Genomic DNA, 23,046 nt, shown 5'->3' on the forward strand with positions numbered 1-23,046 from the left:
AGAAAGATGCAAGAAAAAAGACTTTTCCTTTGGTTGATTTTACTGTGTTTTTCTGCAAATGCTCAAATCAAGGGTATCGTTGTTGACGAAAAAGACAAACCAATTCCGTATGTGAATATTTGGGTGGAAAATGAAAATATCGGAACAACGGCAGAAGAAGACGGTACTTTTTCATTACTGTTAAAAGAAACAAAAAACCTCGTTTTTTCGGCCTTAGGCTTTGAAACTAAAATTATTTTATCCACAAATCTCACCGTAGTCGTATTGCATTCAAAAGCTTTAGAACTTAATGAAGTTGTTGTTGAAAGAAAAAAAGAGACAAGTGAAATAGTGATTGGGGATTTTTCGGGTATAAAATTAAATTCGGGCGTTACCAATACTGGACAAGAGAATGTTCATGTTTGGGCAAAATTTATAAAATCTAATGAAAGAATAAAAGAACATCCTTTTATTAAGTCAATCGAATTTGTTACCGGTTCGAGACTAAAAAATGTTTTATTGAGAATTAGGATTTTCAAGGTGAATAAAGAAGGATTCCCTACGGAAGATGAGGTAGAAGAAGACATTTTGGTATCTATAAAAAAAGGGAAAAATAATAATATTGTAGATTTAACAAAATACAACATTAAAATTCCCGAAGAAGGAATAATAGTAGGTTTTGAATATCTAAAATTAGAACAAAACAAATATGAGTATAGTTATACCGTAAAAGGGGAAAAAGGAAGTCAAAAAGGATATGCTTATGAACCATCTATCAAAGGTTTTTTTCCGGGAAGTGAATCACTTTTACTACTCAACCGTGACGGAAGTCCTCGTTCAATAAGATATGGAAACGTAGAAATTGCCTTAAAAATGAAACTCTCAAACTAAATGAAATTTTTCTTCGCTTTATTTTCTTTTTTGTCACTTTCCGCCCAAACAAAAGGCATTGTCGTTGATGAAAACAACAAACCAATTCCGTACGTCAATATTTGGGTTGAAAATGAAAATATCGGAACAACTTCGGATGAGAATGGAGCTTTTATAATGAATATTTCTGAAGACAAGACACTTGTTTTTTCTTCCGTTGGATTTGAAGTAAAAAAGACTACTGTAAAAGACGGAGAGAAAGTAATTTTAGTAACCGCTATTTATAATTTAAGAGAAGTAGTCATTTCCAAAAGAAAACAAGATAAAGAAATTGAAATCGGCGATGCGCAAAGAATACACCACCGACAGTTATCAGGAGACAAACCCTGGATTTACGGTAAATTATTCGAACAAGATACTATTTACAAAAAAACACCGTTTCTAAAAAAGATTGTCTTTTATTCAGACAGCGATAAAAAAGGCGCTAAGCTAAAAATCAGGATTTTCGAGTTCAACGATTCTATTCCCGGAAATGACCTAATAAATGAAGACTTGATTGTCAAGGTTAATAAAGGTATGAAACGAAATGTAATAGATGTTTCCAAATACAATCTCTTATTTCCCGAAAAAGGCATCGTGATTGGCTTAGAATGGATGATTATTGAAGAAAACAGGGCTGATTTTGAATACAAAGATTCTAAAACAAAAAAATTGGTGAAACTTGAAGATTACGCACCATCATTGGTGGTCAATTATTCTGATAAAGAAAATGCGTTTACCTATTCTAGAGGTAAATGGATTAGAAGCAAAATATTCCTTATTGAAAAGAAGAGCAAGGAACCATGGTCAAATAAGGTCATGATGCCGGCCATAAACCTCATACTCTCAAACTAAATGAAGTCATTTTTATTTTTATTTTTGTTTTCAATCTCACTTTCCGCTCAAACCACCCGAGGTATAGCCGAACGCAATGAAGTTAAAGGCGTCGTCAAAGACAGTTTATCAGGACAACCGATTCCGTATGTCAATATTTGGGTCGAAAATGAAAACATCGCAACGACTTCGGAAGAAGATGGGACTTTTTCCATCAATGTCGCTTCTGATAAAAACCTGATTTTTTCGGCTTTGGGTTATGAAAAGAAAACCATTAAAGCTTCCCAAGCCACAGCAGTTTTTTTGAGCTCAAAAGCGTTTGATTTGGACGAAGTCATTATTTCAAACAGCATCGGAACCAAACAAATGGTCATTGGTCAAACGGAAAACACCGTTGCTCAGGCTTTTGATAACGGACCAAGAATAGACGTTAAATATTTCCCTTATAACTCAGCTTATCAAAAAACAAAGTACATCAAAAAAATAATGCTTAATACGGACAGCAGAATAGAAGATGCGACAGTTAAAATTCGTTTTTACCGAGTTGACGCCAATGGTTTTCCGGGAGAAGAAATGCTAAAAAAGGACTTAATCGTTTCGGTTAAATATGGCACCAGACATAATAAAATTGACTTGTCTGATTATAATTTGGTCATGCCAAAAGCCGGACTTTTTGTGGGTTTTGAAAAACTGATGATTGAAAAAAACAAGAAGGAAAAAACTGTTACAGACCAGAATACTAAAACCATACAAATACAGAAAATTTATTACCCGTTTATCCTCTACAACTATGTAGAAAGAGAAGCGTTGTTTACTTTTTCGGGAGGAAAGTGGCAAAAACAGGCAATGGAATCCAACGGAATAAAAGGAAAAGTCAAAGGATACGAACCCGCAATCAACCTAGTACTGACCAACTAAACGACAAAAAACCTATATTTGCAGGTTAGTAAAAACAATTTAATGAAAGAAATTAAAAACATTTCGCGCTCCAGAGCGCAAGAATCGTCGGCAGCTATCGAACGATTGTACATTACCATGAGACATTTATTCAACAGAGGTTTTTATAAACCCATGGGTGTTTCAGGGGAAACATTAAGAGAAGCTTTATTGTCTCTGAGACCGGAAATTTACGGCAGTATAGCCGAAGAAAAAGTAGAGCTCAACGGTTTGCTTTACGTGATTGAAAGACTTCCGGTAGGCATTGAAGAATGTCGTTTTATCAACTTAACTTCGGATGAAGGGTATTCCAAATCGCATTTTCAAGCGATAGTTCCACCCAAGAGAAGAAGAAATTGTTATCGCATAGATGAAGAGCAAATGAACGTGGAAATTACCCGTGGGCGCTCAGACATTTATGATATTTTAACGCATTTGACTTTTATTTTTATCGAATCACACAAAATCAAAGACCGCGTTTTGTTAGACGAAGGCAATGTTGAGCTTACACGTGATTGGCAAAAATTAGAGCAAGCGGTTTTACAAAATAAGAAGTTTACCCAGTCGGAAAAAGAAGTGGCGATTTCACATGCCGCCAATGTTTTGGGCAGAAGTTTTTCGGAAGTGTTGGATATTTATGACGCTTTTGGCACCAAAGAAAAACCGGATAGATTTCTACACGTCATTTATTGGTTAGGCAAATTAGCCATCGAGGAAATTGTTGACAACAACAAAAGAACCATTACGTTCAGCCCGATTTTAAGAGAAAGATTAGGGCATCACATACACGGTGAAATTTGGGCCACCACCATCAAAGAAACCTTGAAAGCCAATAATTTATTAGAAAGACCGATTCACATTATCAGTGCCAACATGCACAGCGTGATGAATTCCATTTTTGCTACTACGGTTTTGAAAACCAAGTTCAAAGACAAATCGGATTTCTTTATTTATGAAGAATTGAGTAAATCGGGTGCAGATCCTGTTAGAAATAAAGTGGAAGAGTTTGCCGTAAAACACGGTATGATTTCTTTGCCCGACCAATCAGGAACTAACATCGATGTTCAGATTTTTGACACGGCCAAAATTGATTGGGCCAAATCAAGTTTTCCAAACGCTAAAATCGGCAAAGAAAGTCCTGTACTGATTGTCATGGATTATGCTTTTGGCGAGCAGGCTTTTGAAACGATAGATGAATTATTGAAACCTTACAAAGAAGGAAAAAACAAAACTTTTCTAAAAGTTGAATCGGTATCCATCATGGGTAAAGCCGGAATTTTGGAAGGAGGAAAAGGCGATATCATGATTCCTTCGGCGCACATCAATGAAGGCACAGCAGACAATTATCCTTTTGAAAACGAATTGACCGCCAAGATGTTTGACGGAAACGATATTCCGGTTTATTCGGGACCAATGGTTACGGTGTTGGGAACATCACTCCAAAACAAAGATTTACTGAAGTTTTTCCACGAATCAACCTGGGAAGTGATAGGTCTCGAAATGGAAGGCGCTTATTATCAAAAAGCGATACAATCAGCCTCTAAAATCAGAAAGAGCATTCACCCGAATGTAAAAGTACGATATGCTTATTATGCTTCTGATAATCCTTTGGAAACCGGAAGCACATTGGCATCGGGCGGATTGGGTACTACTGGAGTAAAGCCAACGTATTTGATTACTATTAAAATATTAGAACAAATTTTTAACGTTAAATAAATTTTTATGAGCGCAACACCTCAAAACAATGATAACCAAGAAATAGATTTATCGTTGGTTTCTAAAAAAATAGGAGGCTTTTTTGAAAACATTTCTACCCAAATTTTCAAAGGCTTTTTGTTCTTTAAAAGAAACAGCATTTGGGTCGGAATCTTATTTGTACTAGGAGCCGGATTGGGTTTTTATTTAGACAGGACCTCAAAAGCTTATGACAATCAGGTTATTGTAATGCCTAATTTTGGGTCAACCGATTATTTGTATGCTAAAATTGACTTAATCAACTCCAAGATAGAAGAAGGCGATACTGTTTTCTTGAAAAAAGTGGTGCAAATAAAAGAACCTAAAACGATTAAAAAAATTGAAATAAAACCCATAACAGACGTCTATAAATTTATCGATAACAAAGCACAGAATTTTGAATTGATAAAATTAATGGCTGAAGATGGCGACATCAAGAAGATAGTAGAAGAAAGTTTGACCAGTAAAAACTATCCTTTTCATTCTATTACATTTGTGACGGACAAGAAAATTTCCAATGAAAATACGGTCTCTCCATTGCTTAACTACCTTAATGACTCAGAATATTTCGCCAAAGTTCAAAAGGAATATTTAAACAATATCAAAGTGAAAATGGTTGAAAACGACTCTATTATTGCTCAAATTAACGGGTTCTTAAATACTTTTAACGGTACCTTGAACGGTTCGCAAAAAAGTGACAAACTGGTTTACTACAACGAAAACTCCCAATTGGATGAGGTAATCAAAACCAAAGATAATTTGATCACAGAACAAGGAAATCATCGTTTAGAATTGATTAACTTGGATAAAATAGTCAAGGAAAACAGTACGGCACTAAACATTAGAAACAACAAAGCCATAAACGGGAAAATGAAATTAATTTTACCGGTTTTATTCATCGGACTTTTTGTTTTGGTCGGACTTTTAAAATCCTTTTACCAATACCAAATGGCCAAACTGAACAGTTAATTTATGAAAGGAATTATATTAGCGGGCGGTTCAGGAACAAGATTACATCCCTTAACGTTGGCCGTGAGCAAGCAACTAATGCCCATTTATGACAAACCGATGATTTATTATCCGTTGTCAACCTTAATGTGGGCAGGAATTCGAGAAATATTAATCATTTCAACGCCACATGACTTGCCGCTTTTCAGACAGTTATTGGGCGATGGTACCAGTTTAGGTTGTCGGTTTGAATATGCCGTTCAGGAAAATCCCAATGGTTTGGCCGAGGCCTTTATCATCGGAAAAGAGTTTATAGGTAACGACAAAGTAGCTTTGGTTTTGGGCGATAATATATTTTACGGCACCGGACTTTCCGAATTGCTTTTGGCCAACAACAATCCCGATGGCGGTGTCATTTATGCTTACCACGTTCACGATCCGGAACGTTATGGTGTGGTAGATTTTGATGCTCATGGTAATGTATTGTCTATTGAGGAAAAACCCGAAAAACCCAAGTCAAATTATGCTGTGCCCGGCATTTATTTTTATGACAATGATGTTGTAGAAATTGCGTCCAATATACAACCAAGTCACCGAGGAGAATTAGAAATTACCGATGTTAATAAAGAGTACCTTACCAGAGGGAAACTCAAAGTAAGCATACTCGACAGAGGAACGGCTTGGTTAGATACCGGAACGTTTAACTCTTTAATGCAAGCCAGCCAGTTTGTTCAGGTTATAGAAGAACGACAAGGATTAAAAATAGGCGCCATTGAAGAAGCGGCTTACAGAATGGGTTTCATCGATGATAAACAGTTAAAAAAATTAGCCCAACCGTTATTAAAAAGTGGTTATGGCAATCATTTATTAAGTTTAATTTAAATGAATTTTATCCCAACAAAACTCGAAGGTTGTTTTATCATTGAGCCCAAAATAATTCTCGATGAAAGAGGTTATTTTATGGAAAGCTTCAATGAAAAGACTTTTCAAAAAGGCATTGGCCAAGAGGTTCATTTTGTGCAAGACAACCAATCCTATTCTTCCAAAGGAGTTTTGCGCGGCTTGCATTACCAAACCGGAGTGCATGCACAAGCTAAATTGGTTAGGGTTTTGCAAGGTGAAGTGTTGGATGTAGCCGTTGATTTGAGACCGAATTCCCCAACCTATGGTCAATATGAATCGGTGATTTTAAGCGGAGAAAACCAAAGACAGTTTTTTGTGCCGAGAGGTTTTGCCCACGGATTTTTGGTGACGAGTAATACGGCTGTTTTTTTCTATAAATGTGATAATTTTTATAACAAAGAAAGTGAGGCCGGCGTTATTTATAATGACAAAACCATCAATATTGACTGGAATTTCCCTTCCGAAAACTTAATCATTTCTGAAAAAGACAGAATCCAACCTAATTTGGAAAAAGCCGAAACAGTATGGTCATTTTAGTCACCGGAAGCACCGGACAATTAGGTCAAAGTTTGCAATATATTGCACACCAATATCCTGAGATTGACTTTTTGTTCTGCCCATCAAGTGAGTTAGACATCACCAATTTGGAGCAATGCAGAGCGGCCTTTTCAAAATACAAACCCCAATATTGTATCAATACAGCAGCTTATACAGCAGTTGACAAAGCGGAAATCGAACCTCAAAAAGCACATTTAATCAATGCAATTGGCGCTAAAAATTTAGCTGAGGTTTGTAAAGAGTTCAATACTGTCTTGCTTCATATCTCTACCGATTTTGTTTTTGACGGCAACAAAAAATCGCCTTATACCGAAGAAGACTTAGCTAATTCGACAGGTGTTTACGGGCAAACAAAAATGGAGGGCGAAATCGCTATTCAACAAACTTGGGAAAAGCACTTTATCATTAGAACTTCTTGGGTTTATTCTCAGTTTGGTAATAACTTCATGAAAACCATGTTGCGTTTGGCTTCGGAAAGAGATAGTCTTTCTGTGGTCAATGACCAAATCGGAACACCAACGAATGCGGTTGATTTAGCAACGGTTTTGATTAAAATCATTTTAACCGACAACCAACAACCGACAGCCGACAACTTCGGCATTTACAATTACAGTAATGAAGGGCAATGTTCTTGGTACGAATTTGCCCAAAAAATATTTGAAATCAATAATATTCGAATAAATTTACAACCAATTCCTACTTCAGGTTTTCCAACACCCGCAAAACGGCCAAAGTTTAGTGTTTTGGATAAACGAAAAATTAAAGAAGTTTTTGGAATTAACATTCAAGATTGGATAACAAGTTTAAAAGAACATCAAGGTTAATCATGACAAGATTTGATATCTCAATTATAGTTCCGCTTTATAACGAGGAAAAAGTATTTGAACAGTTAGTCCAAAGAATTACTAATGTCATTAATGCTACCCAATTTTCTTGTGAAGTTATTTTAATCAATGACGGGAGCACGGATGATACAGAGAAACTAATTGAAAAAACTTGTAAAGCAGATTCTCGTTTTACTGGAATTATATTGTCAAGGAACCATGGCCATCAGTTAGCCGTAAGTGCCGGATTGATGAATGTCAGAGGAGGAAAAGGCGCGATGATTATTGATGGAGACTTGCAAGATCCGCCGGAATTAGTGAACGAATTTTACGCGCTCTTATCAGACGGTTATGATGTTATTTACGCCATTAGAAAAAACAGAAAAGAAGGTTTTTTGAAAAAATTGGCTTATTCCACTTATTACAGATTACAAAAAAAGATATCTAGTTTTAATATCCCAATTGACAGCGGTGATTTTTCAATGCTAAGCCGACGAGTGGTTGACACCATGAATGCGATGCCGGAGCAAAGTCGATATTTAAGAGGCATGCGCGCGTGGGTTGGATTTAAACAAATTGGTTACGAATACAACCGTGATGAAAGACAAGCCGGCGAAACCAAATACAGCTGGACAAAATTGTTTGAATTGGCGTTCAACGGGATTTTTAACTTTAGCGATTTCCCGGTGAAAATCATTACCAGACTTGGATTTATAACAGTCGTTTTTTCCTTAATTTATTTTGCTTACAACTTGTACCGAAAGTTTTATTACAATGACGTGCCACAAGGGTTCACAGCAACCATTTTGGCGATTATTTTATTTAGCGGCGTACAGATGATTTCTTTAGGATTGATAGGAGAATACGTGTTGAGAATTTACAATCAAGTTAGAAACAGACCATTATTTGTCATTGATAAATTGATTCAGGACCAAGAAGAAAAACCTTTGGGCAAGTAAAAAAAACAGACTATGAAATTCATTGAAATATTAAGAGAGAATAAAGACTATTGTACACTAATCCCCAATTAATCAATTAATGAAAATCAAAGCCTTTTTTGATGATAAACACACAAAAATTTATCTATTTTCTTTTGTAATCGTACTGATTTTTTTTCAAATTTCTTATGGTTTGGATGTCGTGTTACCAACCAATATCGCTTGGTTGCTTGACGCTCATCACGATTGGGGAACCCATTATTTAGGCTGGGCTTTTTACCGAAATGAACCTTGGACATTTCCCCTTGGACAAATGGAGAATCTCTGTTATCCGGTTGGGACCAATGTTGGTTATTTTGACTCAATACCATTATTGGCCTTATTTTTTAAAATTTTTTCAGGTATACTTCCGGATGATTTTCAGTTTTTAGGCGCTTGGTTGTTGTTTTGTCAATTGATGTTGGCAGTATTTGTTGTCAAAATTGCCAAACTATACAATGTAAAAGGAATTTACATATTGGCAGGCGTAATCTTAATCGCTTGTAATCCGGTGCTTATTTACAGAGGAATGCATCCATCGTTGTGTTGCCATTTTTTTATTTTAGGGTCACTCTATTATTATCTGAAACCGCTTGACAAAACAAATGTAATCGGGGTAAATAACAAGCAAGTATACTTGCTACTACTGAGCTCCTTGATAAGTCCATATGTTTGTTTTATGATTATCGGATTTAACTTTATATTGCCTTTCAAAAGCTATTTTTACGATAAACTTATATCCCTTAAAAGAGCTCTTGTGTATCCAATTGTAAGCTTGTTTTTAGTACTTATTCTCTGGTCAGTTTTTGGGATGGTTGATTTTTCAGATTCTGTGAATTTGGAAGTGCAAAACAGTTATGGTTTATATGGCTTTAATCTGAATTCCTTTTTCAACTCCAGTGGATTTTCCTCCATTTTCCCTGCCTTACCGCAAGTTACGCCTTTTCAATATGAAGGCTTTATGTACTTGGGATTGGGTATGATGATTTTGATAGGAATGTCTTTAATCGTGTTATTTACAAAGAAGAAAAGGGGGGCAGTTCTTGAACTTAAGACAACTAATTTACCCTTGTTGATTTTAGTTATTTTACTTTCCTTATTTGCCGTTTCCAATAAAGTAACCTATGGAAGCAATACCCTTTTGGAATATCCACTTCCTTCATTCATAATGAAAGCGGGTGGTGTTTTTAGGGCAAGCGGAAGATTCGTCTGGGTAGCATATTATTTGATAATGCTCTTAACGTTGCTGCTTTTCGTAAAATCAAAATACAATGAAAAACTGAAAATCACTGTTATAGCCATTATCGTTTTCATTCAACTATATGATATAAAAACAATTTATTTGTATCGTGATTTGAAATCCGGAACATATACTTCGCCGTTGTCTAATGAGAAATGGTCAAATCTATTAAAGCATTTCGATAGGGTTATTACTTATCCGCCATTCAATAATAATTTACTCAGACCTTGGGATTATCAAGACTTATGTTTTTTAGCTTTGAAATCAAACAAGGCTATTTCTGCGGGTTATGCTGCTCGAGAAAATTTAGAGAAAAACCATGGTTTTATTGATTCATTGAACACCAATTTAAATCAAGGTATTATTTTCGAGAACGAATTAATGGTAACTGCACCAAAATATTTAGATGCATTTAGTGTCGCTTTACACAATAAGACAGCTAACATAACTTATTTGGACGGTTATTATCTTTTGTATTCAAAAAAGAATAAAGGTGTTTCACCAATTGTTTTGGATAAAAAAGACCAGTCCAAAATCGATTCGGTTTACAACCAATATAACAAATCAAATGTTTTAGAGCCAATTGACAAACCCGGTTTTAAAGATGACTTCCAATTCAATATTGAAGAGTTAAACGCCACCCAAACCGTAATTAATATTAGCGGCTGGGTTTTCCGAAAAGGGATAAATAACAACCAAAAAGATTCGATTTTTGTTGCGGTTTCAAACAATTCTAAGACCTATTTAATGAAGGCAAAGCCAATAAAAAGACCGGATATTAACGAAATATTCAATAAAGGAAATCTCGATAATGCGGGCTTTAACGCTACAGTATTTGCCGGGAACTTTAAAAAAGGGAAATATGATTTAGGATTGGCAATAAAAAGTGGAGACGGGAAATGGTTTTTCTCAGCGACAGGGAACATTGTTGATATTGGCAGAGAAGACTTTGTTAAGCCAGGACCATTAAAAAAGCTACCTAAATCTGAAGGAACCATTGGAAATGTTGATTTTTTTGAAGTCAAAAAAGATTATGTTTCTATTAGCGGTTGGGCGGCATTCCAAAATCAAGATTCAAAAGATAACGGAATTAGTATTGTATTTATTGGTTCCAAAGGCAATTTCTGTATACCGACGCAAAAAAGCCAGCGCAAGGATGTAACCGCTTTTTTCAAGAGCAAATACAATTTCGACAACTCAGGCTTTGCTTCAAAGATGAAATTAAAAGAACTTCCAAAAGGAGAATACAAAGTTGCTTTGCTGATAAAAAACAAAGTAACTAATGCAGAAGCACTATACACTTCTAAACGGATTCTGGAAGTAAAGTAGCTTTTGTAAATTGGCTTTGTCGAACCATTTATCGAAAGTAATTTTTATATAAACTCAATAAAATTATATATTTGCATCAAAAATATTTAAAAAAATGAAATCAACTATTTTATCATTAGCCGCAGTTTTAGTGCTGTTTACATCTTGTAAAGATGACAAAAAGAGTGAAGCTGAAGTTGTAGCACCAAAAGATTTACCATTTACAATTACAGTCAATGCTATTGTTGAAAAAGATGATATTTTCCAGATTTTTTTTAATGAAGACGGAAAAGAATCCTACGCTCCTGAAGATGCGATTACGGTAAACGTTACCGGAAAACCACAAGCACAGGACATTGTATTCGTTTTACCAGAAGAAATTACACCAATGTCGTTAAGATTTGATGTTGGCGCCAATAAAGAATTAGGACAAGTAAAAGTAAACGGGTTCACCCTAAATTATTTAGATGCCTCTTTTAACGGAACGAGTGCACAATTCTTCAAATCATTTTACCCAAATGACAATGCAGAGTTTGATGTTGCTAACAACACCATTAAATTAAAAAGTATTGAAGGAAAACCATATGATCCGATTTTAGGAGCAACAGTCGATTTGAAAACAGAAATGACAAAATTGTACAATAAGGCACAAGGGAAAAAATAAAAAAAACAGGAGCAATTTGCTCCTATTTTTTTTTCGTCAATTTATTGTAATGACATTTTAAAAAGATGGTAGTGAAGTCGAAATACGCTACCAATGCCGAAGAACTTTTGTGTTTTAACTTTACATCCAATGCCTCTTTTAGCGCTTTGTAAATTTGGTTACTTACGCCTTCGTTGAGCATCTTGGCGGTTATTTCTTCAAAGTAGGCCGGTTTGATATGAGGTTTACAGCGAATGTAAAATTCTAAATCGCCCACAATTTTATAATGGTCGTTGAACAGACCAACATTCTCAAAAAGCTGTTTGTGATGAAAAGAACCTACTTGCGCGATTTCCATATTGCGGACTACTTTTTCCCAAACGAAAGCCTTCCCGATGACATTTAAAACTTCTTTTTTAGTATTGGTTAATTCCACTTGGGAAGAAATATAATTGCAATCAGGAGCTTGTTTTAAGTGGAAAAAATAACGCTCCAAGGCGTTGGGCAAATACTCGTCATCGGAACCTAAAAAACTGATCCAAGTGCCTTGGCTGAGTTTAATTCCTTTGTTCCAGGCATCGTAAATGCCACGGTCTTTCTCGGAAACAAACTTAAACGTGATGTTTTTTTCCTGAAAATGGGGAGCGAAGCTTTTCACTATTTCCATGGTATTATCGGATGATTTTCCATCAACAATAATAAATTCGAAATCCGTAAAACTTTGGTTTAACACAGACGAGATGGTATCTGCAATCGTTTTTCCGCTGTTATAGGAAGCCGTAATTACCGTGAAAAACGGAGTATTATTTTCCATTTAAAATGGTTTTAGATTGTAAAAATAAAAATATGGAACTAATCAGTAAAAATAGACAAGTACTCAGCAATACCGAAGCAATCCCAAAATTATTTTTAAAAAGGTATACTGATAGCGGAATCTTAATAAGCGCCGCTATTCCCATTAATATGATCTGACTGTTAAGTTTGCCCAATCCATTAAAGAAGTTGGCATAAAAGGTAAATAATACCCTAAAAACAGTCATAAACACTACCGAAGCGATAACCAAAACCGATACATAATCCATTTTGCGAATCCATAAAAACAAGATTTGGTTGCTCAACAGTCCCAAAACAATAATGCCCAATGCTATCAGTAGAAAAACAAGGTGGAATTTGGCAAATAATTTTTTGATGCCTTCAAAATCATGTTCGTGAAACTTTTTTGAAAAAAGTGGCCAGAATGGTGCCAGTGCCGATAAAATTATGAGCAGCGGAAATTGAAATAATTTGGTGATGACGTCGTATTTCGCCGTTTCTTCCGGTAACAGATAATGCGATATCAAATAAGGATCTGAGAAAAAAACGATAACCATAAAGCATTGGATTAGCATGAATTTCAACCCCATTTTTAACAGCTCTTTATTTTTGGCCATAAAATCATTTTTTTCAAACGAAACGACCTTGTAGCTGGTCTTCTTAAAGAAAAGAAAGGTATAATAGGCGTTGATGGCAATGGTGGTAAAGCCGTTTAAAAAAGTAATCAGGTATAATTTACGGATACTTTCTTCCTTGCTAAAAAGCGATATAGATAAGATTAGAAAAATGAAAAATGAAAACTGAGTCACCGTAGAAGATTGCTCAGCAATGTGGTTTTTATTAATGCCAATAAATAAAGATTTGTTCATTGACAGCACTAAATTGAGACAAAAGAAAGCGCCGTTGATAAGGATTAAATAGTTGACCGGTTTTTCCTCAAAAGGCAAATTAAAAAACTGCGAAAGGTTAACTGAGAAAACTACGATTAACAACGCCAAAAACATCAGCAATGCTAAAATCCCGGTTGAAATATAGGATGTGGTTATGTATTCATTGGTGTTTTTCGTTTCGTTTTTTACGACAAACTCCGGTATTTTAGTTTTCAATACGTTAGAAATGCCAAAGTCAAAAAACAAACTCCATTGAAACATGGATAAAATCAACACCCATACGCCATAAGTTTTATCTCCGAAAAAAGCAATTAAAAAGGAAACCGATAAAAACATGATAACACCGGTTAAGCCTTTAAAAAAAGCGCTTAGCAGAAACTGGCTCTTGAGTAGGGTTGAAATTTTCAAATTATGATAAAATGTTGTACAAATGCTTAATTTCTGCAGCTAAAGAAACCTGATGGTTCCCCACAAAAAAACCGTTTTTGTCTAAGTATTGGGCGTTTTTCATTTCACCGAATATCTCGTAATCAAAAAAGCGCAGGACTTCATTTTTTGTAAAATCCCCGGTTACTATCGGACGACAATCAATGCCGTTAGCTTCCAGTTTGGCTACAATATCACTGCGTTTTAGAGTAGATTCGGGTTTGATGATAAAACTAAAACCAAACCAACTGCTCGAATCTATGTCCTGCTGAATGTAAAAGTCTTTGTGATTGGCAAAAAGCGACGTAAACAAGACGGCATTTTCCCTTCTTTTATCCAAGAAATCAGGCAGTTTTTTTAATTGTTCAATCCCGATGGCACCGCTCATTTCTACCGGTCTGAAATTGTAACCCGGCAAAACAAAACGGAAAGATTCTTCAAACGAGTTGTCACTTTTATTGGAAACTTTGTTCTCTTTGGGCAAATGTCTGGTCCAACCATGCGCTCTGATACAAACCAAAACATGGAAAAGCTCTTCGTCATCGGTTACCACAAGTCCGCCTTCCATAGTGGCCATATGGTGAGAATAGAAGGTAGAAAAGGTTCCCATAATTCCGAAAGTTCCGGTTTGTTTCCCCTTATATTCAGCGCCCATCGATTCGCAATTGTCTTCCAGTAAAAGAATATCACGTCCGGCAATGATTTTATTGATGGCGTCAAAATCATTAGGGTTTCCCAACAAATTTACAGCAAAGATCATTTTGGTATTATCGGTTACGGCTTTTTCAAGTTGTTCCAAATCAAAATTTAAGGTATGCAAATCCACGTCGACAAACTTTAATTTCAAACCGTATTGGTATAACGGATAATAAGTAGTTGACCAAGAAACCGCAGGAACAATGACTTCGTCACCTCTTTTCAGTTTTGGGTTCTTGGTATAGAATAAGGCTGCAACCGCCAGCAAATTGGCTGAAGAACCGGAGTTGACCATTACCGCGTATTTAGCACCGCAAAATGCTGCAAAATTTTCTTCAAATTGTTTTACACTTTCACCCATAGTGTAAATGTCTTTGGCGATTACGGATTGAATCGCATTGATTTCTTTTTCATCCCAAGTGGAGGATGCTAATGGATATTTAATCATGTAAAACGTGTTTTTTAAAATAGTCAAAAGTTTTTTCGATGCCTGATTTTAAAGAGGTAGAATGTTTCCAACCAAAGGCTGTCAGTTTTGTATCGTCTATCAATTTTTGTTTCATCCCGGTTGGTTTGGTCAGGTCGTGAACAAAAGTTCCTTCATAGCCTATAACCGAGGCAATGGTTTGATAGTATTCGTTTATGGTATAGTCAAAACCGAGTCCGGCATTGATGTTTTGCGGCATGGTATCAAAATGTTCAATCGCATAAAAAACAAAATCGGCTAAATCCTCAGCATACATGAATTCTCTTCTGGATAAACCGTCGCCCCAAATGTCAATCTCACTTTTATTTGAAATTTTAGCTTCATATACTTTTCTGATCACCGCCGGAACCATGTGTGAATGTTCGGGCGAAAACTTATCAAATTTCCCGTATAAATTACAGGGGATTATGGTTTTGTATAAAAAGCTTGGATCTTCTTTATGGATGTATTCACAAAGTCGGGTTGCCATGATTTTGGCTATGGCATAACCTTCATTGGTTGGTTCCAATTCGCCTTGTAAAATAAGCTCTTCCTTTAAGGGATTTTCAGCATTCCGCGGATACATGCAGGAACTGGCCAAGTTGATAAAGCGTTTCACGTTGTTTTCACGAGAAGCCATTATGATGTTTTTCCCCATGTCTATATTATCCGTTAAAAATTTTACCGGATTAGCAATATTAGCATGAATACCACCAACGATACCGGCGGCATGGATGACAAAGTCGGGTTGGTGAAGCTTGATGTATTTAGTAACCGCTTGGTAATCCTTTAAATCAAGTTCCTTACTCGTTGGATGCAGAAAAGTATAATTTTTTGCTTTTGAGAAATGTAAAATGTTTTTGCCGACTAATCCATTTCCTCCGGTTAAAAAAATCTTCATAGGATTTAGGTAAAAGTTTGGATTTATTCAAAAAGCTTCAATGAATCGCGGTCTTTAAAACGTACGACATATTCCAAATCGTGTTTCATCATGATTTTAACAAGCGTTTCCAGCGATGTTTGGTTCGGGTTCCAACCCAATATTGTTTTGGCTTTGGTTGGGTCGCCCAATAAACTTTCTACTTCAGCCGGTCTGTAATAATTAGGGTCAACTTCAATTAAAATACGACCGGTTTTTTTGCAAACACCTACTTCGTCTTCATTTTGGCCTTGCCATTCTAATTCGATGCCGGCTTCGCGGAAAGCCAATTCACAAAACGTTCTTACCGAATGTTGTATTCCGGTCGCAATTACGAAATCTTCCGGAGTTTGCTGTTGGAGCATTAGCCACATACATTCTACATAGTCTTTGGCGTAACCCCAATCTCTTAAAGCATCGAGGTTTCCTAAATATAATTTTTCCTGAATGCCGTGGGCAATTCTTGAGGCCGAAAGCGTAATTTTTCGGGTCACAAAGGTTTCACCGCGTCGTTCCGATTCGTGGTTGAATAAAATCCCGTTAACGGCAAAAATTCCATAGGATTCGCGGTAATTTTTTGAAATCCAAAAGGCATATAATTTGGCCACACCATAAGGGGAACGAGGATAGAAAGGAGTGGTTTCTTTTTGAGGCACTTCTTGTACTTTACCGTACAGTTCAGAGGTTGACGCTTGGTATATTTTAGTTTTTTCGACCAAATTACAGATTCGAACCGCTTCAAGCAATCGAAGCGTTCCTACACCATCCGTTTCAGCTGTATACTCAGGCATGTCAAAAGAAACCTTGACATGCGATTGCGCGGCTAAATTATAAATTTCATCCGGTTGTATTTGTTGTACAAGTCTGATAAGATTGGTGGAGTCGGTCATGTCACCGTAGTGCAACTGGATTCGTTTTTTTTGGTGTAAATCCCGAATCAAAGATTCGATATATAAATGCTCGATTCTTTCGGTGTTAAAAGTGGAACTTCGTCTGATTATTCCATGAACTTCATAACCTTTTTCAAGTAAAAATTCTGCAAGATATGAGCCGTCTTGACCATTAATACCTGTTATTAACGCTTTCTTCATTTCAATTTTGAATATAATTACAAATATAGGGTTTATTATAGAAATACATTTATCCGACTTTATGAATTCAAATAAAAATTATCTGTTATATTTGAACCAAAAAAGAAATTGAAGGCCAAAGTAAACATTTCATTACTCTTTACACTGGTTGTTTTATGTGAGATTTACATAGTTTCATTTAGAATAAATTTATTGATTCAGTTTGCCTTTCTTTCTTTGTTGCTTTTCTCGGGCAAGACACAGTTTTCTAAATCCTTTTTAAGAACTATTCTGCCGGTTATTCTGCTGGTTTTTTTAGGTTTTTTAGGCACTTTTCTCGACAGCTACAATAGGGTCGACATTATAAAAGACATTTCCCATTTCATAAAACCGGTTTTTGTTTTGTGCATAGGGTTTTTGGTTTTTAAGGCCATTAATGACCAAAGGATTTTTCTTCGAACCATAATCCATATAGCAGCAGTTACAGCAGTAATTCATGTTGGCGGAATACTGTTATTTTCTAATTTTTTGTCTCGCTCTATTTCAGACATCAGAGGCGAGTATGGGTTGGATAACTTCATTGAGATTTTCGCGATGTTCTTTTTAATATTGGCACCAAAAACAGCCATAGAGCCTTTATATAAAAAAGATATTTACCGAAAAATACTAATAGCCCTTTTTGCGGTTTCAATCATGTTTTATTTTTCCAGAACCATGTTTGGAATGATATTTTTCTTGGGATTGTCTTTTTATGGGTATGCCAAGTTAAACAAAAGAACACTCAAAGTATTGGGTGCTTTTATAGCAGTGGTTGTTTTGTTTTATATGTATTTGGAAACTTTAAAACCCGAGAGAAATTCAAAAGGAATTGAAGCCCTGTTGTATAAAATAAAAATAGCACCCGGAGAGGTTTTCAATGCCAAATTAGACCGGAGCAATCACACCAAACTTTGGGACCATTGGAGAGCTTATGAAGCCAAAAGAGCCTTAATTTTGATGAATGAAAATCCTAAAAGCTACGTTTTTGGTAACGGACACGGATCTTTGGTTAATCTGAAATTTAAAGCACCCTTGAGTGAAGAAGGCATGCGTTACATTTCTGTTTTACACAACGGGTACATTTTTGTGCTTTATAAAACCGGCTTCATCGGATTGTTTCTATACCTGTTTTTTTTGGTCAGTCTTTACAGGAGAAACTATCATAATCAAACCCAATCTGACATGGTTTTTTTTAAGATTCTCGTGGCCACTGTGGGAGCTTATTTTCTTTTTACGTCGCTCATTATTACCGGAATTTATATCCCGCAAGATTCTATTTTATTCCTCTTGGGCGGCGCTTTGTTTCATGAAAACAAAACATAATGAAGAACATTCTTTTCATACACCAATCGGCTGATTTATACGGCTCAGACAGGACTTTGCTTTTATTGCTCACAAAACTCGATAAATCCAAATTCAACCCTGTGGTGGTATTGCCACTGAGCGGACCCTTACAAGAAGAATTAGAAAAAGAAAACATAAAAGTTGTAATCGCACCGGTACTTAAATTGTACCGTAAAATGTTTACCATAAAAAACATGTCGCTTTTTGCGCAACAAATTAAAAGCGCATTGAGCACTCTTGATAAGCTGGATAAAGAACATCATTTTGATTTAATTTACTCCAACACTTTAGCGGTTTTATTGGGGATGATGTATGCTAAGAAAACCGGGAAGCCACATATTTGGCATGTCCACGAAATCATAGTACACCCTAAAGTAATCGCTCATATTTTTCCTAAACTGCTAAAAAAATACGCCGATGTAGTGGTGTGTAATTCAAATACCACCAAAAATAATTTGGTTTCAAGGATAAAAAAACTATCCGATAAAACCGTGGTTATATACAACGGTTTGTCTCCCAAGGAAAATAATTTTTCGAAAATTGAGAAGACGGACATCGGATTTAAAGACGATGACATTATAATCACATTAATTGGCCGAATCAGTCGATTAAAAGGACATAAGTTATTGCTTGAAACTTACCTCAATCATCTGGATAAAAAAGAAAACATTAAATTGTTATTTGTGGGTTCGCCTGTCGTAGGACAAGAGTATTATCTCGAAGAGGTGGAAGAAATTATAAAGGGCAATCAGCTTGGTAAGGATGTTAAAATCCTTCCCTTTACCAAAGAATTGGCGCCCATATTTGATCTTTCAGACATAGTGGTTGTGCCTTCCACAGAGGCAGAATCCTTTGGTTTAGTGGCTTTAGAGGCCATGTTGGCTCAAAAACCGGTCATTGGCTCAAACCATGGTGGATTAACCGAAATGATTATCGACAATGAAACCGGATTTTTGGTAAAACCCAACAGCCCAGAAGAACTTTCTCAAGCCTTAAAAAAACTGACAGACAGTAAAGATTTGAGAAATGAGTTTGGTAAAAAAGGGTTTCAAAGAGCAATAAGCGAATTTTCAGAGGACAACTACACCTCCCGTTTACAGGCATTATTTGAAAAGATGACACAACGCCATTAGAAACTATTCTTTTTTTTCAAACCGTTTTTATTTCCCTATTTTTGACACCTGAAAAACAAACCCAATGAAAATAGCCATATTAGGAACTCGTGGTGTGCCCAATTATTACGGAGGTTTTGAACAGTTTGCCGAATTTTTTTCAGTGTTTCTTGTAGAGCAAGGACACGAGGTATATTGCTATAATTCACATGATCATCCTTTTCAGGAAAAATCTTTTCACGGTGTCAACATCATTCACCAGTATGATCCTGAACACAAAATGGGAACTTTTGGACAGTTTATTTATGATTTCAATTGCATTATGGATTCTCGAAAAAGAGATTTTGATATCATCTTGCAATTGGGTTATACCAGTAATTCTATTTGGTATTTTCTTTTGCCCAAAAAATCCATTATCATAACCAATATGGACGGGCTCGAGTGGAAGCGGACAAAATATTCCAAACCGGTACAGCAATTTTTAAGATTTGCCGAGCGACTGGCGGCCAAGAACAGTGATTTTTTGATCTCAGATTCGTTGGGAATTCAAAAGTTTTTAAAGGCGAAATACAAAAAAGAGTCAACCTATATAGCCTATGGCGCTTATCCTTTTACCAATCCAAACGAATCGGTGCTAAAGGAGTACGGCGTGGAAAAAAACAGGTATAACATGATTATGGCTCGTTTTGAACCTGAAAACAATTTGGATATGGTATTGGAAGGTGTTGCCATGAACGAAGACAAGACCACAATTTTGGTCATCGGCAAACACGAAACCAAATATGGTGAATACTTAAAAAGCAAATACAAAAACAATCCCAACATTCGTTTTATAGGAGGACTTTATAATTTGGAACACTTAAACAATCTTCGTTATTTTTCAAATTTGTATTTTCACGGTCATTCGGTGGGCGGTACAAATCCGTCATTGCTCGAGGCCATGGCTTCAAGAGCTTTTGTTATAGCTCATGATAACGATTTTAACAAAGGAATTTTAAAAGAGAACAGTTATTATTTTTCCAATCCGAAAGAGGTGAAAAATATTCTGAATACTATCAAAAAAAATGATAACTTGCAATTAGTTCAAAACAATTTTGACGCCATTGTCAATGAATTTAATTGGGAGAAAATAAATGGTGAATACTTACAGCTCTTTGAAGAGTGTTTTTCTAAATCTGATAAAAGAAAACAAGGAAAATAATTCTTTTATCCCTTTACTTTTAGTCTTAGTTACCATTCCGCTCAGCTATGCTTTTAATAATATAGCTTTGGGTTTGTTTTTGGTGGTGACCATTGTTTCTTTTCGCAAAGCCCATTACAACTATCAAAGCCTGCTGGTTTGGCCGATACTTTTGTACGGCTTAATGGCGTTGTCCTACATGTGGTCTATAGACAGGCAGGATACTTTGTCAGCTTTGTCCAAAGAAATACCATTGCTTTTAATTCCCGCGGGATTTTTGTTGCTTAAAGATTTTAGCAAGGCACAAAAAGATAAAATTATTGCTTGTTTCAGTTATTCTATGGTGGTTTTAGCTTTGTATTTCGTAATCAGAGCTATAATTCGATACCTGTTATTTGGTGATATCAGAGCACTTTTCTATCATGGAGATAACGACAATGATTTTGGCTTGGTTCCTAAATTGTTAAATGCCATACACGTATCAGTCTTTGTTTCGGTTGCCTTTTTTTATTTTTTCACTAAGCCGGTAAAGGCCAAAACAGATTGGTTGTTTTCATTATTTCTCTTTGGTTTTGTCCTGATGTTGTCTTCTAAGAACATCATTTTGGTGCTCATCTTGCTGATCTTAATCCACGTTTTCTTTTTTTCTAAATTATCGCACAAACTACGGTTAAGAAACCTGATTATTTTTGGGTTAATCGTAGGGATTATTTTTTCATTTGGCCGAATCAAAAACAGATTTCAGCAAGAATTTCAAACCAATTCCGCCAAAAGTTTAAGTGCAAATGTGGTTGAAGGCGCTTCTCCCGAAGTGCATTATGTGAGCTTGAAAGAAGCCTGGACCAACGAGTCATTTACACCTAACGACTATTTTCCCGGTACCGCTTTCAGGGTTTATCAATTCAGAATTTTTATCGAGTTGCTCAAGGAAGATAAAGTGTTTTTCACCGGTTTCGGCCTTAATGCTTCTTATCCGAAAATTGAGGAAAAAGCAAAACAGTATAACCTTTATTTGGGTGTAGACGGAAAAGAAGGGTATCAATCAAAGAATTTCCACAATCAATATGTTCAGAATTTCGCCGAACTGGGCATCCTTGGATTTATTTTATTGTTATTAATGCTTATCATTAACGTTAAAAAAGCTTATAAATCTAAAGATTTTGTCCATTTTGCTTTCGCAATTCTAATGATAAGTTTATTTTTGACCGAATCATTTTTATGGAGGCAAAGAGGAGTGGTGTTTTTTACGATAATGTATTGCCTTTTTAATTCAGGAGTTGTTGTCAATAATTCCAAAGCAGAATAAATTATATGAAAAGAATATTAATTACCGGAGCGGCGGGTTTTTTAGGCTCTCATCTTTGTGATAGGTTTATAGCAGAAGGATACTTTGTCATCGGAATGGACAACCTTATTACAGGAGATTTAAAAAACATTGAGCATCTGTTTAAAGATAAGAATTTCGAATTTTATCATCACGATGTTACGAAGTTTGTACACGTTCCGGGAAAAATAGACTATATCCTTCATTTCGCCTCACCGGCAAGTCCGATTGACTATTTAAAAATTCCGATACAAACGCTAAAAGTAGGTTCTTTGGGCACTCACAATCTTTTGGGATTGGCCAGAGTTAAAAAAGCCCGAATTTTAATTGCTTCAACTTCTGAAGTTTATGGCGATCCTTTAGTACATCCACAAACCGAAGAATACTACGGAAATGTAAATACCATTGGACCAAGAGGTGTTTACGACGAAGCCAAACGCTTTCAAGAGTCCATCACGATGGCTTACCACACTTTTCACGGTGTTGAAACCAGAATCGTTAGAATTTTCAATACTTACGGACCGAGAATGCGACTTAATGACGGGCGTGTCATCCCGGCGTTTATCGGTCAAGCCTTAAGAGGTGAAGATTTGACTATTTTTGGTGACGGTATGCAAACGCGCTCTTTTTGTTATGTAACCGATCAGGTGGAAGGCATTTTCAGATTATTGCATTCAGATTATGTATATCCCGTTAATATTGGAAATCCTGATGAAATCACCATCAAAGATTTTGCCGAAGAAATTATAAAATTAACCGGTACCAATCAAAAAGTAGTCTACCATCCTTTGCCGATAAATGATCCGTTACAACGCCAACCCGACACAACTAAAGCCAAAGAAATATTAGGATGGGAAGCCAAAGTAAAGAGAGCCGAAGGCATGAAGTTAACTTACGAGTATTTCAAATCGCTTTCAAGTGAAGAGCTTTTAAAAGAAGAGCACAAAGATTTTAAAGGATATATTCATTAGTAT

The 23,046-nt window shown here is 35.9% G+C and carries 21 protein-coding genes; 16 read left to right on the top strand and 5 right to left on the bottom strand.

All coding sequences use genetic code 11. The annotated features are described in order from the left end of the window. Positions 1–6: 6 nt before the first annotated feature. The 11 genes from HA632_RS08200 (at position 7) to HA632_RS08250 (ending at position 11,814) form a co-directional block, all read left to right on the top strand. Positions 7–870: a carboxypeptidase-like regulatory domain-containing protein gene (locus HA632_RS08200; RefSeq protein ID WP_176306705.1), complete on the top strand. Its 864-nt coding sequence runs from the start codon at positions 7–9 to the stop codon at positions 868–870. After that, entirely contained in the window at positions 871–1,743 is an 873-nt protein-coding gene (locus tag HA632_RS08205; RefSeq protein WP_176306706.1) for a carboxypeptidase-like regulatory domain-containing protein, read from the top strand. Then, positions 1,744–2,640 (top strand): carboxypeptidase-like regulatory domain-containing protein, encoded by an 897-nt coding sequence (locus HA632_RS08210; RefSeq protein ID WP_176306707.1) that lies wholly within the window; start codon positions 1,744–1,746, stop codon positions 2,638–2,640. It begins immediately after the preceding gene. A gap of 42 nt (positions 2,641–2,682) precedes the next feature. Further along, positions 2,683–4,374, top strand: a complete 1,692-nt coding sequence (locus HA632_RS08215; protein ID WP_176306708.1) for a hypothetical protein — start codon at positions 2,683–2,685, stop codon at positions 4,372–4,374. Between the two features lie 6 nt (positions 4,375–4,380). Then, entirely contained in the window at positions 4,381–5,361 is a 981-nt protein-coding gene (locus tag HA632_RS08220) for a hypothetical protein (protein ID WP_176306709.1), read from the top strand. A gap of 3 nt (positions 5,362–5,364) precedes the next feature. Continuing rightward, positions 5,365–6,222, top strand: coding sequence for a glucose-1-phosphate thymidylyltransferase RfbA (rfbA, locus tag HA632_RS08225; protein ID WP_176306710.1), 858 nt, complete (start codon positions 5,365–5,367; stop codon positions 6,220–6,222). Beyond that, positions 6,223–6,780: a dTDP-4-dehydrorhamnose 3,5-epimerase gene (gene rfbC, locus HA632_RS08230; RefSeq protein ID WP_176306711.1), complete on the top strand. Its 558-nt coding sequence runs from the start codon at positions 6,223–6,225 to the stop codon at positions 6,778–6,780. It begins immediately after the preceding gene. Then, positions 6,768–7,625, top strand: a complete 858-nt coding sequence (rfbD, locus tag HA632_RS08235; protein ID WP_176306712.1) for a dTDP-4-dehydrorhamnose reductase — start codon at positions 6,768–6,770, stop codon at positions 7,623–7,625. The genes rfbC and rfbD overlap by 13 nt, the downstream gene beginning before the upstream one ends. 2 nt (positions 7,626–7,627) lie before the next feature. Continuing rightward, on the top strand, positions 7,628–8,584 hold the full coding sequence (locus HA632_RS08240) for a glycosyltransferase family 2 protein (protein WP_176306713.1): 957 nt from the start codon (positions 7,628–7,630) through the stop codon (positions 8,582–8,584). A 79-nt stretch (positions 8,585–8,663) separates the two neighbouring features. Beyond that, entirely contained in the window at positions 8,664–11,171 is a 2,508-nt protein-coding gene (locus HA632_RS08245) for a DUF6311 domain-containing protein (RefSeq protein ID WP_176306714.1), read from the top strand. 94 nt (positions 11,172–11,265) lie between these two features. Then, positions 11,266–11,814 carry a hypothetical protein gene (locus HA632_RS08250; protein WP_176306715.1) on the top strand — a complete coding sequence of 183 codons (549 nt, stop codon included), beginning with the start codon at positions 11,266–11,268 and terminating at the stop codon, positions 11,812–11,814. A gap of 22 nt (positions 11,815–11,836) precedes the next feature. Here the strand turns inward: HA632_RS08250 and HA632_RS08255 are convergent, their stop codons facing one another. Genes HA632_RS08255 through gmd form a run of 5 tightly spaced genes read right to left on the bottom strand, consistent with a single transcriptional unit; the run spans position 11,837 to position 17,094 of the window. Continuing rightward, a complete protein-coding gene (locus HA632_RS08255) occupies positions 11,837–12,607 on the bottom strand; it encodes a glycosyltransferase family 2 protein (RefSeq protein WP_176306716.1) in 771 nt (256 codons plus the stop codon). Next, entirely contained in the window at positions 12,597–13,904 is a 1,308-nt protein-coding gene (locus tag HA632_RS08260; RefSeq protein ID WP_217902839.1) for a lipopolysaccharide biosynthesis protein, read from the bottom strand. The genes HA632_RS08255 and HA632_RS08260 overlap by 11 nt, the downstream gene beginning before the upstream one ends. 1 nt (position 13,905) lies before the next feature. Beyond that, positions 13,906–15,066 carry a DegT/DnrJ/EryC1/StrS aminotransferase family protein gene (locus tag HA632_RS08265; protein ID WP_176306718.1) on the bottom strand — a complete coding sequence of 387 codons (1,161 nt, stop codon included), beginning with the start codon at positions 15,064–15,066 and terminating at the stop codon, positions 13,906–13,908. Then, positions 15,059–15,985, bottom strand: coding sequence for a GDP-L-fucose synthase (locus HA632_RS08270; RefSeq protein WP_176306719.1), 927 nt, complete (start codon positions 15,983–15,985; stop codon positions 15,059–15,061). Before HA632_RS08270 ends, HA632_RS08265 begins: the two co-directional genes overlap by 8 nt. Positions 15,986–16,008: 23 nt before the next feature. After that, the gene (gene gmd / locus HA632_RS08275) at positions 16,009–17,094 is read right to left on the bottom strand and encodes a GDP-mannose 4,6-dehydratase (protein ID WP_176306720.1); all 1,086 of its coding nucleotides are present in this window, start codon (positions 17,092–17,094) and stop codon (positions 16,009–16,011) included. Positions 17,095–17,202: 108 nt separating this feature from the next. On the opposite strand from gmd, the gene HA632_RS08280 reads away from it, so the two are divergent. The 5 genes from HA632_RS08280 to HA632_RS08300 all read left to right on the top strand — a co-directional run bounded on the left by HA632_RS08280 (position 17,203) and on the right by HA632_RS08300 (position 23,043). After that, entirely contained in the window at positions 17,203–18,435 is a 1,233-nt protein-coding gene (locus HA632_RS08280) for an O-antigen ligase family protein (protein ID WP_176306721.1), read from the top strand. Continuing rightward, positions 18,435–19,589: a glycosyltransferase family 4 protein gene (locus tag HA632_RS08285; protein WP_176306722.1), complete on the top strand. Its 1,155-nt coding sequence runs from the start codon at positions 18,435–18,437 to the stop codon at positions 19,587–19,589. Before HA632_RS08280 ends, HA632_RS08285 begins: the two co-directional genes overlap by 1 nt. Positions 19,590–19,653: 64 nt before the next feature. After that, the gene (locus tag HA632_RS08290; protein WP_176306723.1) at positions 19,654–20,769 is read left to right on the top strand and encodes a DUF1972 domain-containing protein; all 1,116 of its coding nucleotides are present in this window, start codon (positions 19,654–19,656) and stop codon (positions 20,767–20,769) included. Next, positions 20,702–22,054 carry an O-antigen ligase family protein gene (locus HA632_RS08295; protein ID WP_176306724.1) on the top strand — a complete coding sequence of 451 codons (1,353 nt, stop codon included), beginning with the start codon at positions 20,702–20,704 and terminating at the stop codon, positions 22,052–22,054. The genes HA632_RS08290 and HA632_RS08295 overlap by 68 nt, the downstream gene beginning before the upstream one ends. A gap of 5 nt (positions 22,055–22,059) precedes the next feature. Continuing rightward, positions 22,060–23,043, top strand: a complete 984-nt coding sequence (locus tag HA632_RS08300) for a UDP-glucuronic acid decarboxylase family protein (RefSeq protein WP_176306725.1) — start codon at positions 22,060–22,062, stop codon at positions 23,041–23,043. Positions 23,044–23,046 lie beyond the last annotated feature (3 nt).

This window comes from Flavobacterium sp. J49 (assembly GCF_011742145.1).
Taxonomy (GTDB): Bacteria; Bacteroidota; Bacteroidia; order Flavobacteriales; family Flavobacteriaceae; genus Flavobacterium.